10 protein-coding genes and 1 pseudogene are annotated in these 13141 nt (G+C 59.1%); 5 read left to right on the top strand and 6 right to left on the bottom strand.

What is annotated here, in order from left to right:
• The first annotated feature begins 65 nt into the window (after positions 1-65).
• Positions 66-1277, top strand: coding sequence for an MFS transporter (locus FY206_RS15825; RefSeq protein ID WP_032641478.1), 1212 nt, complete (start codon positions 66-68; stop codon positions 1275-1277).
• Here the strand turns inward: FY206_RS15825 and mtfA are convergent.
• Positions 1274-2071: a DgsA anti-repressor MtfA gene (mtfA, locus tag FY206_RS15820; RefSeq protein WP_032641477.1), complete on the bottom strand. Its 798-nt coding sequence runs from the start codon at positions 2069-2071 to the stop codon at positions 1274-1276. The genes FY206_RS15825 and mtfA overlap by 4 nt on opposite strands.
• Before the next feature lie 215 nt (positions 2072-2286).
• Between mtfA and FY206_RS15815 the strand changes: the two genes are divergently transcribed.
• Genes FY206_RS15815 through psrA form a run of 3 tightly spaced genes read left to right on the top strand, consistent with a single transcriptional unit; the run spans position 2287 to position 4883 of the window.
• Positions 2287-2433 (top strand): DUF2256 domain-containing protein, encoded by a 147-nt coding sequence (locus FY206_RS15815; RefSeq protein WP_072001212.1) that lies wholly within the window; start codon positions 2287-2289, stop codon positions 2431-2433.
• Positions 2430-3959 (top strand): cryptochrome/photolyase family protein, encoded by a 1530-nt coding sequence (locus tag FY206_RS15810; RefSeq protein WP_080283010.1) that lies wholly within the window; start codon positions 2430-2432, stop codon positions 3957-3959. The genes FY206_RS15815 and FY206_RS15810 overlap by 4 nt, the downstream gene beginning before the upstream one ends.
• A 24-nt stretch (positions 3960-3983) precedes the next feature.
• Complete coding sequence (gene psrA, locus FY206_RS15805) at positions 3984-4883, top strand: L-proline-binding transcription factor PsrA (protein ID WP_032641474.1); 900 nt, start codon at positions 3984-3986, stop codon at positions 4881-4883.
• Here the strand turns inward: psrA and FY206_RS15800 are convergent.
• The 3 genes and pseudogenes from FY206_RS15800 to FY206_RS15790 all read right to left on the bottom strand — a co-directional run.
• Positions 4858-5643 carry a substrate-binding domain-containing protein gene (locus FY206_RS15800; RefSeq protein WP_032641473.1) on the bottom strand — a complete coding sequence of 262 codons (786 nt, stop codon included), beginning with the start codon at positions 5641-5643 and terminating at the stop codon, positions 4858-4860. The two genes, psrA and FY206_RS15800, sit on opposite strands and share 26 nt — an antisense overlap.
• On the bottom strand, positions 5640-6953 hold the full coding sequence (gene tcuC / locus FY206_RS15795; RefSeq protein ID WP_032641472.1) for an MFS transporter: 1314 nt from the start codon (positions 6951-6953) through the stop codon (positions 5640-5642). Before tcuC ends, FY206_RS15800 begins: the two co-directional genes overlap by 4 nt.
• 268 nt (positions 6954-7221) lie before the next feature.
• Positions 7222-8508 (bottom strand): annotated as a pseudogene (locus tag FY206_RS15790) (serine hydrolase domain-containing protein); the annotation flags it as partial.
• 95 nt (positions 8509-8603) lie between these two features.
• Here FY206_RS15790 and FY206_RS15785 point away from each other — a divergent pair.
• Positions 8604-9509, top strand: a complete 906-nt coding sequence (locus FY206_RS15785) for a LysR family transcriptional regulator (protein ID WP_032641469.1) — start codon at positions 8604-8606, stop codon at positions 9507-9509.
• Here FY206_RS15785 and fumA read toward each other — a convergent pair.
• Both fumA and FY206_RS15775 read right to left on the bottom strand, forming a co-directional pair.
• Complete coding sequence (fumA, locus tag FY206_RS15780; RefSeq protein ID WP_032641467.1) at positions 9498-11147, bottom strand: class I fumarate hydratase FumA; 1650 nt, start codon at positions 11145-11147, stop codon at positions 9498-9500. The two genes, FY206_RS15785 and fumA, sit on opposite strands and share 12 nt — an antisense overlap.
• Positions 11148-11199: 52 nt before the next feature.
• Entirely contained in the window at positions 11200-12708 is a 1509-nt protein-coding gene (locus FY206_RS15775; protein ID WP_023325580.1) for an anion permease, read from the bottom strand.
• Positions 12709-13141: the final 433 nt, after the last annotated feature.

Raw genomic sequence — 13141 nt, 5'->3', positions numbered from 1 at the left:
TGCAATATTTGTTTTCATAAACTTCATAATTTCCACACATTTATTGACACTATGTTCACATTCTTATGCGCGCTGACTCTGAAACCTTGACGGAAAACGTCACCTCAAAAGCTAACTGGACCCTGGCGCTATCTGCGGGCTTACTGGGTATCGGGCAAAACGGCCTGCTGGTGATGCTCCCGCAGCTGGTGACCCTGACCGGGCTGTCGCTCTCGGTCTGGGCCGGGCTGCTGATGTTTGGCTCCATGCTCTTTTTACCGGCATCGCCCTGGTGGGGACGCCAGAGCGAGCGGAGAGGGTGCAAGGCGGTGATGCTGGCCTCGCTGAGCGGCTACCTGGCCAGCTTCGTCGTCATGGCGCTGGTGGTCTGGGCGATGGCGGCCGGACGGCTGGATGCGGTCTGGGGAATGGCGGGGCTGATCTTCTCGCGCCTGCTCTACGGGCTGACGGTTTCAGGGCTGGTGCCTGCGGCCCAGACCTGGGCGATTCAGCGTGCGGGGCTGGATAAAAGAATGGCGGCGCTGGCGACGATAAGCTCCGGCCTCAGCTGCGGACGTTTGCTCGGCCCGCCGCTGGCGGCGCTGATGCTCAGCGTCAGCCCGGTGGCGCCGCTCTGGCTGATGGCGGTCGCGCCGTTGGTTGCCCTGCTGCTGGTGCTTCGCGAAGCCGCAGATCCGCCGCTGCCGCCGGTGGCGCACCAGGCGACCCGCCTGCAGGCCTCCATGCTGCCGTTCCTGCTGATGGCGCTGCTGCTGGCGGCGCTGGTGAGCCTGATGCAGCTTGGCCTGTCACCGCATCTTAGCCCGCTGCTGGACGGCAACGCCCGCGAGATCAGCCATCATGTTGCGCTTCTGCTGAGCCTGGCCGCGCTGGCGACGCTCGCGGCGCAGTTTCTGGTGGTTCGCCCGCAGCATTTCACCCCGATGACGCTGCTCTGCATCGCGGCGGTGCTGATGGTGGCAGGGCTTGGGCTGATGTCCGTCGCGGGTTTAACGCTGTTCTACGTGGGGATCGTTATTACGTCACTCGGGGCGGCGATGGCCACGCCGGGCTACCAGCTGCTGCTGAACGACCGGCTCACCACCGGGAAGGGCGCGGGCGTCATCGCCACCAGCCACACGTTAGGCTACGGCGTCAGCGCGCTGCTGGTGCCCGTGGTGACGCGCTTTTTCTCAGAGCAATCTTTGACGGTGGCCGCATGGGGAATGGCGTTGCTGTTTTTAGCGGTGAGCATCGGGGTACGGTCAACCGCGCGTACCCGTCCTGAAAAACCTTAATGGATCTGGCGGGAGGCCTGCCCGTCAGACGCTTCATTTTGCCGGAGACGCTGCAGGGGATCCTGCTGATAGAACTGGCAGAAACGCTGCCACAGCGCCGGGAAACGGGGCGCGAAAAGCTCGGGCGCGCTGAAGAAATACTCCGAAAGCACCGCAAAGCACTCGGCCGGGTCGGTTGCCGCATAGGCGTCAATGCTGGCCGCGCTTTCGCCCACCAGGTCTATTTCATCCTGAATATTATCCATCGCCGCATGCAGGTCGTGCTCCCAGCCAGCCACCTCGCGAAGCGGGATCAGCGGGACGCCGCTGGCGCGATCGCCGTTGCGGGTATCCAGCTTGTGCGCCACCTCATGGATAACCAGGTTAAAACCGGAAGCGTCGAACGAGTCCTGAATGTCGAGCCAGTTGAGGATAATCGGCCCCTGCTGCCAGCTTTGTCCGGACTGCACCACGCGCTGGTTGTGCACCAGCCCGATATCGTCCTGCCACTCGTCGTCGACGATAAACGGCGCCGGGTAGATCAGCACCTCGTGGAAACCGTCCAGCCACTCAATACCGAGTTCGAGCACCGGCAGGCAGAAAAGCAGGGCGATACGCGCGTTTTTCAGAGGATCGAGTTCGAAACCCTGCAGTGGCACCAGGCGTTTTTGCTGCAAAAAACGATCCGCCAGCTGAACCAGCTTCGCGTGTTCATCCGGGTTGAGATTCGCCAGAACCGGGATCGTCAGCGCCTCATCCCACGGCAGCGCCATATCCCGGCCAGCCTCATTCGTTTTCCAGGGCCACTTTATCATCGCTTTGCTCGCAAACTCGTCACTTGAACAAAAATGGGAAAGTCAGATTAGGTTAAGATGCCAGAAAATTGCTCGCGGCGACAATTCCAGCCTGAATAAACTATCATTCGTACGTAGCGGTGGGTAGCGGTTTGCGGGCATCACCTTCATTTTGTGAAGTCTGTCGTAGCCTTAACCCACAGGTTCAGTGAAGGAATCAGTACGGTATTGAAAAGATGAGCGATTTCAAAGGTAACAAGCAGGACCTGCCCAGTCGACTATGTGTGCACTGCCAGCGGCCCATGACGTGGCGCAAGAAGTGGGCGAAATGCTGGGATGAGGTCAAATACTGTTCCGAGCGCTGCCGCAGGAGCCACCGTTGACCGAGCTGCGCCTGATCCTGGGCGATCAGCTTAATCCACACCACAGCTGGTTTGATGCCTGTCATTCGAACGTCATTTACGTGATGCTCGAACTTCGGGCGGAAACCGCCTACGTGCTTCATCACGCTCAGAAAGTGATTGCCATCTTCGCGGCCATGCGCGCGTTTGCCGCTGCGTTAAAGAAGAAGGGGCATCGGGTGAGGTATGTCCGGCTCTCTGACGGCTCAAACCGCGGCGCGCTGGAAGACAATCTCAACGCGCTCGTCGCGCATTACGGCGCCGAAAGGGTAGCGTGGCAGGCGCCCGATGAATGGCGTCTTGATGCGCAGCTGCAGGCGTGGGCGAAAACGGCGTCCGTCGAAACCGTCTGCGTCAGCAGCGAGCATTTCTTCACCACCCGTGAACAGGTGAGCGCGTTTTTTGCGTCGCGCAAAAGCTGGCGCATGGAGTACTTTTACCGGGAGATGCGCCGTCAGCACGGCATTCTGTTGACCCCGGAAGGCGAGCCGGAGGGAGGTAAATGGAATTTCGATGCTGAAAACCGCAGGCGCTGGTCCGGCGAGCCGCCCGCGCCGGGCGACGTGCGTCCCTGCCACGATCGTTCCGCCTTATGGGCCGAGATCCAGCGCTGCGGCGTAAAGACCTTCGGCGAACCGCAGGCCGACAATTTTCGCTGGCCTGTCGACCGCGCTGAAGCCAAAGCCCGGCTGGATGACTTTATCACGCACGTGCTGCCGCAGTTTGGTGCCTGGCAGGATGCGATGCACGCGGAAGAGCCCTTTCTTTTCCACTCGCTCCTCTCTTTCGCGCTAAACACCAAAATGCTTAATCCGCGGGAAGTGGTCGCGGCCGCCCAGCAGGCGTGGCGTTCGGGCCATGCGCCGCTGCCTGCCGTTGAGGGCTTTATCCGACAAATTCTCGGCTGGCGGGAGTACGTGCGCGGGATCTACTGGTCGCAGATGCCGGACTATCGGGAGCTGAATGCCTTAGACCAGCACGCCCCGCTGCCGGACTGGTTCTGGACCGGCAGGACGCAGATGCGCTGCCTGGCGCATGCCGTCGGGCAGTCGCTCACCGAGGCTTACGCCCACCATATCCAGCGCCTGATGATCATCGGAAACTTTAGCCTGCTCGGCGGCCTCTCCCCGCAGGCGGTTCATGAATGGTATCTGGGCGTCTATATTGATGCCTTTGAGTGGGTGGAGTTGCCCAATACCCTCGGCATGAGCCAGTTTGGCGATGGCGGGCTACTGGCCAGTAAACCCTACGTCTCGAGCGCGTCGTATATTCATAAGATGAGTAACTACTGCCAGGGGTGCCGGTATCAGCACAACCAGCGCACCGGCGAGCTGGCGTGCCCCTTCAATGCCCTTTACTGGGATTTCTTTGCGCGCAACCAGGGGCGTCTCGGCCACAATCCCCGGCTGGGCATTGTCTTTAAACAGCTTGCGGACATGCAGGACGAGGAGCGGCAGGCTATTGCCGATCGCGCCCGCTACATCCGCCTTAATCTCAACGATCTCTGACCCCCGACAGGACATCCAGACGCTATGCCCGTGAATTTTGACCTTAACGATCTTTATGCTTTCAGAGCGTTAGTGGAATACGGTAACTTCCGTGTCGCCGCTGAATCTATCTGCCTGTCCCAGTCGGCGCTGAGCCGCAGGATTGAAAAGCTGGAAGCCGCGCTGGGAAACCGGCTGTTCGATCGTACCACCCGCCGCGTGGCCTTAACGTTATACGGACAAAACTTCGCTGAACGCTCCGCGCAGCTGCTCGACAACGTGGAGTCCATGCTGGCGGATGTCGATAAAGCCAGCGAAGAGCGGACGGGGCTGATCGCGGTTGCCGCGGTCCCCTCTGCGGCCTGCTATTTTATGCCTGATGTGATCCGTCGCTTTCAGTCTCGCTATCCGCGCGTGCGCATCAAGCTCATCGACAGCAGCGCGGGGAATGTGATTGACGCCGTGGCCCGCAGCCAGGCGGATTTTGGCATCTGCTTCGCCGGAAACCTGCCGTCTGAGATCGAATTTTTCCCGCTGGTGGAGGATGTCTATGTCGCCGCGTGCCGAAAGGATCACCCGCTGGCGCAGAAGAGCCACCTGACGTGGCAGGCTTTTTACCAGCAGGATTATATCTCCCTCGATAAAACGTCAGGCAACCGTAACCTGCTCGATCGGATGCTGGGGGATATCGTTCCGGAACGCCCGAGCGTCTGCGAAACGCGCCACGTCACCACGATGCTCGGCATGGTCGAGGCGGGGATCGGCATTGCTGCCGTTCCCGCCATGTCGATGCCGACGTCAGCGCACACACCGCTGACGCATCTGCCGCTGGTGGCGCCGGAGGTGAAGCGCGCCGTGGGGCTTATCCGGCGCCGGGGGCGCATCCAGTCCTATATTGCGGCTGAGCTTGAAAAACAGATCACCGAGCAGTATCGCCGGACGTAACGGGGATCATCCCCGTCTCGCGGATGACTTCCCTTGAGGGCGGCGAGGCGAGATAGCTCAGCAGCGCTTTCCCGTCTGTAGGATGTTCAGCGTCACGGGTAACCGCACCCGCGAATCGCGTGATGTATTGCAGCGTATCCGGAATTTTCCCGATAAAGGTGACGCCCTGAACCGGCAGCAGCTCGCTGACCTGCTGGAAGCCCACCGCGTATTTTCCTTTCGCCACTTCCGAGGCGACCGGAATGCGCTCGACCATGGTCGCTTTGCCCGCCACCTCTTTTTCAATCCCCAGCTTTTTGAACAGCGTCTGGCTGACGTACCTGCCGCTGGCGCTGTCGGAGTAGGCAATGGAGCTGGCCTGCCGCAGCGTGTTGCGAAGCGTCGTCTCGCTGCTGATATCCGGGACATCCGCCCCTTTTTTTACCACCATGCCCACGGGAGAGTCCGCGAGTTCCGTTCGCGAGCCGGGGCGGGTCAGGCTGGCTTTTTCGAGCTTCGCCAGCGCATCGCCCACCATAATCACCACGTCGGCCTTCTCGCCGCGCGCCAGTCGGTTTGGGATCGCCTGCGGCGTCGTGCCCATCGAGGGGCCGGGAATAATCACAATGTTATCCCCGGTCCGGCGTTCATACTCCGGGGCCAGCTTTTCCAGGGCCGCTTTGAAGCCGCCCGAAATCATGACCTTTACGTCTTTAGCATCGGCATTGGCGCTCAGGAAGGCCAGCATCAGCGCGATGGCGGGATAAGCAGTGCGTTTCATACGGCCTCCTGTGACTTGACGGTGTTTTGCAGCGATACCGCGCGGCGGCGATAGAGGTAGAGCGTGGCAAGCAGGGCGCACACGGCAGCGAAGCTCATCCAGTAGCCGGGCGAGGCTTTGTCGCCGGTGTATTCGATCAGCGCGGTGGACATGACCGGGGTAAAGCCGCCGAAGACCGCCGTTGCCAGGCTGTAAGCCAGAGAGAATCCCGCCACCCGCACTTCAGCAGGCATAATCTCCGTCAGGGCCGGGATCATCGCGCCGTTATAGAGGCCATAGAGGAAGGAGAGCCACAGCAGGACGCCCAGCATCATCGAGAAGCTGGGGGCGTTCGCCAGCAGCGTCAGGGCTGGGTAGCTGGTGGCCAGCGCCAGCAGGGCCATGGCAATCAGCACCGGCTTGCGCCCGAAGCGGTCCGACAGCGCGCCGCCCACCGGCAGCCAGATAAAGTTAGAGATAGCCACCAGCAGCGTCACCAGCAGGCTGTCCGAGGCGCTCAGCATCAGCACCTTTTTGCCAAAGGTGGGCGCGTAAACGGTGATCAGGTAGAACGCGGTGGTGGTCATTGCCACCATCAGCATGCCCGCGACCACCACCTGCCAGTTGCCCAGCAGGGTTTTAAAGACCTGACGCATGTCCAGATGCTGGCGGCGCGCGCTGAACGCTTCCGTCTCCTCCAGCCTGCGGCGCAGGAAAAAGATAAACGGCACGATTAAACAGCCGAGCAGGAACGGGATGCGCCAGCCCCATTCGCGTATGGCGCTGTCGGCCATCAGGGCATTCAGGGCAAAGCCCATCGCCGCGGCGACCATGATGGCAACCTGCTGGCTGCCGGACTGCCAGCTGGTGTAAAAGCCCTTGCGGCCCGGGGTGGCGATTTCAGCCAGATAGACCGACACGCCGCCAAGCTCCGCTCCGGCGGAAAAGCCCTGCAGCAGGCGGCCCGTCAGGACCAGCAGCGGCGCCCAGAGTCCGATGCTCTCATACGACGGGATAAGCACGATCAGAAACGTCCCGGCGGCCATGATCGACAGGGTGACAATCAGCCCTTTACGGCGGCCCACTTTATCAATGTAAGCGCCGAGCACGATGGCCCCGATCGGGCGCATCAAAAAGCCCGCGCCGAAAACGGCGAAGGTCATCATCAGCGAGGCAAATTCACTGCTCGCCGGGAAGAAGGTATGCGCGATGTAGGTGGCATAGAAGCCGAACAGGAAGAAGTCGAATTGCTCAAGAAAGTTGCCCGAGGTGACGCGAAAAATCGCGCCCGCTTTCGCACGGACCGTTGCAGGTGAGGTTGAGGAAACCATGATTATCTCCAGTTTTTAGCGTGACGTTATGCTCGTCTGTTTCTGAAAACTGGATCAGGAAACCGAAATTAATAAGCGCAAATTGCGAATCAATCGATGCGTGCTGCGCATCAATGACGCGGCGTTGACCAGGATTTACATGACTAACAACAACTTAACAATTGCGTAATTTTTCATTCACGGTAATTCGCTAAGTGGCTGATATTGCTGTTTTGTGACATCGCGCAGAGGAGAAGCCAGGCAGCGCCTGGCTATGAGCATTAGCGCAGGCGTTGGCGATTGCGCTAAACATTAATGACGCCTCCAGCGGCTGGGCGCTGAAGGACGGTTCCGCCTGCGGCCAGGTGGACCACTGGACGATAACCAGGTTCTCTTTCTGATTCACCATAATCATCTGTCCAAAGATCCCCAGCGCCCAGAGCGACCCCTTAAGGGAATGTTCGACCTTCGGCTCGACGCTGGCGGCATTAACCGGCACTTCGTTGTTCCACCACTGATAGCCATACAGCCCGTTCGGATGGGCGGCGGACACCGAACCTTTTGCCTGCGTCCAGTCCGCGGACTGTTTCACCCAGCCTTCGGGCAGGATCTGCTTCCCGTTCGGCAACGTGCCGTTATGGAGGATGAACTGACCGAAGCGGCCCCAGTCTTCCAGCGTGGCGTTAAAGCCGTGGGCGCCGACATCATGCTCGCCTTTGCTGTAGGCGTGCCAGACGCCGTCGCTCGCCATACCGTACGGCTGCCAGATGCTCTTTTCCAGATACGCCGCGAGCGTCATGCCGGTTGCGCGTTCAAGCACGTCACCCAGCAGCCACGCGCCGCCCGAGGAATAGGACCAGCTTTCGCCCGCAGGATGCGCGCGGTGTAACCCTTTAACTAACGTCCGCACGCAGTCGTAGGTGCCCGGTCTGGCCTCGCATTCCGTCAGCTTTGCGAAATCGGATGTCGGATTCGTGTAGTCCTCATTCCACGCCACGCCGGAGGTATGGGTAATAAGCTGTTTCAGCGTCACGCCGTCCCAGGCCGTGCCTTTTAAATCAGGTTCATATTGGGTGACGAGATCGTCGAGAGAGTGGATTTTTCCCTCTTTGATCGCCACCCCTACCAGCGCAGAGACCACCGATTTACCGACGGAGCGCGAGGTCCAGAGCGTGCTGTCGGTATTGCCTTCGCCCAGATACTTATAGGCAACCTTACCGTCTTTTAATACCAACATGCCGCTGACGTTCTGGCGCTTCAGGTAATCATCAAGATCGTAGGTTTTGCCATTGACCTGGTAACGGGCATCGGTGAGCGGTTTCTCCGCGGCCAGCAGCGGCGAGGCGTTGCCGTGGCGGAACACGTCGCCCGCGTAGTTGCGGTAGTCATTGCGGAATCCCACGACGCGGTCGGCCTGGCTCCAGGTGAGCATCGTATGCGCGTCCGGCAGTTTTGCATCAAAAGGGGCAGGGCAGGCGTCGAGACCGGTACCGTTGCAGGCGGCCATGGCGGCAGGGGAGATCAGGCTGCCGACAACCAGCGCCGCGAGCAGAGTGCGGTTTGTTTTGTTTTTCATGTTTTTCTCGTATGGCTCAGGAAGGACTTCAGTTTACGAACCCGCGGCCTATAATAAAAAACGCGTTATGGGGGAAAATCCCCCGAAAAGTCGCTGTGGAGGACGCTGTGGCGTCACTGATCTATTCGTTTGCCCAGCTTGAGGCGTTCACCGCCGTGGCTGAGCACGGCAGCCTGGTAAAGGCGGCCGCTAAACTCGGTAAAGACCGCACGACCCTGCGCGATCTGATTGATTTTCTCGAAGATGGCCTGGGTTACGCGTTGTTTATTCGCGAGGGGCGCACCCTGCGGTTAACGCTGGAAGGGGAGCAGCTCCAGCGGCAGGCGCATCTGCTGATGCGTCAGGTAAAAGCCTTTGAGGCGTTTGCCAGAGCCGTTCCGGAAAGCGCGACGCAGGATCTTGCTCTCGTCTACGATCCGTTCACCCCGCGCGCTTTTTTGCAGGCGCTGATAGCAAAGATGGCGAGCCAGAATATTCGGCTGAGCCTGACCAGCACCTCGCGCGATGAAGCGGAAGCCATGCTCGCCAGCGGTGAGGCCGACGTGGGGATCTGCCAGGCGCGCAATCGCAGCGTCGGCAACGAGATGGAATGGCGGGCGCTGGGCGCCATTGATATGGATTTTTACGCCTCGAAGGCGCTGTTCAGGGATGTCGCGGCACCGGTTTCGCTTCTCGATCTCTCTCTGGTGCCGCAGGTCATTATGCACGCGGCGTCTGACGAGCCGGTCGCGCGTCGTCTGCAAATCTCCGGGCATACCCTGTACACCAACGAGCTCGAGATGCTGCGCGGCCTGCTGGAAAAGGGGTGCGGATGGGGATTTTTGCCGACGCATCTTCATGCGGCGCGGTGGAAGGATGTAGAAAGGCTGCACACCGAGGTGGGCAGCCAGGGGATAGCTCAGACGATGGTCACCATCTGGAAGCCGGGTAGCGACAGGCGCGGGCTCATCAACGAAACGCTGTCGCTGTTACCGGCGTTGTGGAAGGCCTCAGCGCTGTGAGCAGCCTTTACACTGCTGGTTCAGGATCTGCTGGAAGAAATCGTTGCCCTTGTCGTCAACCAGGATAAACGCCGGGAAGTTCTCCACTTCGATCTTCCAGATGGCTTCCATACCCAGTTCAGGATACGCCACGCACTCCAGGCTCTTGATGCTGTTTTGCGCCAGCACCGCCGCCGGGCCGCCAATGCTGCCGAGGTAGAAACCGCCGTGCTTGTGGCAGGCGTCAGTCACCTGCTGGCTGCGGTTGCCCTTCGCCAGCATGATCATGCTCGCGCCGTGGGATTGCAGCACGTCTACGTACGAGTCCATGCGCCCTGCGGTGGTCGGGCCGAGTGAGCCAGAGGCGTAACCTTCCGGCGTTTTGGCCGGGCCTGCGTAGTAAATCGGATGATCTTTAACGTACTGCGGCAGTTCCTCACCGTTGTCGAGCAGCTCTTTCAGCTTCGCGTGGGCGATGTCGCGCGCCACGATGATGGTCCCGCTCAGCGACAGGCGGGTAGAGACCGGGTGCGCGGAAAGCTGCGCCAGGATCTCGTTCATCGGCTTGTCGAGATTGATGCTCACCACGTCGCCTTCACCCTGCTGGCGCAGTGATTCAGGAATATACTGGCCCGGGTTATGCTCCAGCTTCTCAATCCAGATCCCGTCGCGGTTGATTTTCGCCTTGATGTTGCGGTCTGCGGAGCAGGAAACCCCCATGCCGATCGGGCAGGACGCGCCGTGGCGCGGCAGGCGGATCACGCGGATGTCGTGAGCGAAGTATTTACCGCCGAACTGTGCGCCCAGGCCGAGGTTCTGCGCTTCCTGAAGCAGCTCCTGTTCGAGCTGAACGTCGCGGAACGCCTGGCCGTGTTCATTGCCTTCTGTTGGCAGCGCGTCGTAGTAGCGGGTAGAGGCCAGCTTCACGGTTTTCAGCGTGGCTTCTGCAGAGGTCCCGCCGATGACGAAGGCAATATGGTACGGCGGACACGCGGCGGTGCCGAGCGTGCGCATCTTCTCAACCAGATAGTTTTTCAGCTTCGCCGGGGCGATCAGCGCCTTGGTTTCCTGATAGAGATAGGTTTTGTTGGCGGAACCGCCGCCTTTTGCCATGCACAGGAATTTGTACTCGTCACCGTCCACGCTGTAGAGGTCAATCTGCGCCGGCAGGTTGGTGCCGGTATTCACCTCTTTATACATGTCCAGCGCCGCGTTCTGAGAGTAGCGCAGGTTATCTTCAATGTAGGTGTTATACACGCCCTGGCTCAGGGCGGCTTCGTCGCCGCCGCCGGTCCAGACGCGCTGGCCTTTTTTACCCATGATGATTGCGGTGCCGGTGTCCTGGCAGGTTGGCAGCACGCCCTTTGCGGCAATTTCAGAGTTGCGCAGGAACTGCAGGGCAACGTACTTGTCGTTCTGGCTGGCTTCCGGGTCGTTAAGAATGGCGGCAACCTGCTTCTGATGCGAAGGACGCAGCATAAACGCCGCATCGTGGAAGGCCTGCTGCGCCAGCAGGGTCAGGGCTTCGGGTTCTACTTTCAGCACTTCCTGACCGTCGAACTCGGCAACGGAGACGTGCTCTTTGGTCAGCAGATAGTATTCGGTGTCGTCATGGGAAAGAGGGAAGGGGTTTTGGTAGATAAACGGTTTGTTTGACATAGCTTGCTCCACAAAAATAAAACCGCCGGAGTAAGACCCCGGCGGTCAGAAATCAGAACATCATAGACATCCACGGATAGCCAATCAGCAGCAGGGCCGCCAGGAAGATGGCGCCGAAGATGGTGCCCAGGCGCCAGTAGTCTTTGGTTGGCAGGTAGCCGCTACCGTAGTAAATCGGGCTCGGGCCAGTACCGTACGGGGTGATGATCCCCATCACGCCCAGCGAGGTCACCATCAGCAGGACGAACACTTCCATATTCATGCCCGGAATGGTGGAGGCGATGGTCAGCATCGCGGGCAGCAGCGCCGTGGTGTGCGCGGTGGTGCTGGCAAACAGGTAGTGCAGCAGGTAGAACGCCAGCAGCAGGACGATGGTCGCCACGCCCGGAGAGATACCGCTCATCAGCAGACCGCCTTCTTTACCCAGCCAGCTGATAAAGCCGGTGGAGGAGAGGCCATCCGCCAGCGCCACCAGGGTGGCGAACCAGACGAAGGTGTTCCATGCGGCCTTGTTGCCGGTGATATCGTTCCACTCCAGCACGCCGGTCCACAGCATCAGGCCGACGATGAGCAGGGCAGCCATGGCGGGCTCAATCCACGCGGCGGCGAAGATCCACATCAGCAGCGCACAGCAGACGAACACCAGCAGCAGGATCTCATTGCGCGACAGTTTGCCCAGTTTTTCCAGCTCGCGGGTCGCCCACAGCGGCACTTCGTTATTCACTTTCACTTCTGGCGGGTAGAACCAGTAGGCCAGCAGCGGCATGGTCAGAATCAGCAGGATGCCCAGCGGCAGGAACGCGAGGAACCAGGTGCCCCAGGAAATATCGATCCCAACCGTGCTTTTCACCAGCGCCAGGGCCAGCAGGTTCGGCGCGAGGGCGGAGAGGAACATGGAGCTGGTGATACAGGCCGCGGTGATCGCCACCCACATCAGGTACGAACCAATTTTGCGCGCGCTTGGGTCATTCGGTTTTGAACCGTACAGCGGCGGCAGGTTAGCGATAATCGGGTAGATGGTCCCGCCGCTGCGCGCGGTGTTGGACGGCGTGAACGGTGCCAGCAGCAGGTCAGCAAAGGTAATGGCGTACCCGAGCGTCAGGCTGCGACGACCAAGGTACTTCACCAGAATCAGCGCCAGACGGCGGCCGAAGCGGGTTTTGTCGTAGCCTGCGGCGAACATAAAGGCACCGAAAATCAGCCAGACGGTCGAGTTACCAAACCCGCTCACCGCCCATTTAAAGGAGGCGCCCGCCAGCTTGAATTTCGGATCCGCCAGCTGCTCCGGGCTAAACAGCACCCACTGGCTGCACAGAGCAATGGCGACCACGCCGGTCAGGCCGATCACCGCACCCGGCAGCGGCTCGAAGATCAGACCGACGATCACGCCGACAAAGATGGCGAAGTAGTGCCATGCGTAAGGAGGCAGTCCTTCCGGTACCGGAACAAACAGCAGCAGCACGGCGACGATGACGGGCAACGCCATCATCAGCAGACGTTTTGCGTTTCCGTTTGATGCCTGGTTCGCCACGGGGGGCGTTACAGCAGTTTTTGTATTCATAGTTTCACGTCTTAAGTTGTCAAAAATTCGGTGGTGCAGAAAAAGCCAAACGCCTTTTTTTAAGTTTCTTTGCTTTCTTTAGTTATAAAAGGTGCGATTTGGTTTTTTCGTTAATAGCGATTTAACGCTTTTTTATGTGCGCTAAATTAAAAATTGATGATGTTTTTATATTGCGCTTTTGGATGCCAGAACTATTGATCCGGATCAAAAAAACAGAATTGCAGGATTATTTTTATGCTTTTATTAATAACCACTCAGGCGTATGGGGTTATTATCTCTTTTTTGCGGTTTTCGTTATCATTCTTGTAACATATGTAATGCTGGTAAGTTAATATGTCGTTGAATAATAATGGCTTTATTCTTGTTGTTGCAATTGGTCCTACCAATGTAAATTTAACCTATTTTAAATTATTGTGAATAAGTAAATTATTAT

It is taken from the genome of Enterobacter chengduensis (assembly GCF_001984825.2).
In the GTDB taxonomy this organism is placed as follows: domain Bacteria; phylum Pseudomonadota; class Gammaproteobacteria; order Enterobacterales; family Enterobacteriaceae; genus Enterobacter; species Enterobacter chengduensis.
This window is presented reverse-complemented; position numbering and strand designations above follow the sequence as displayed.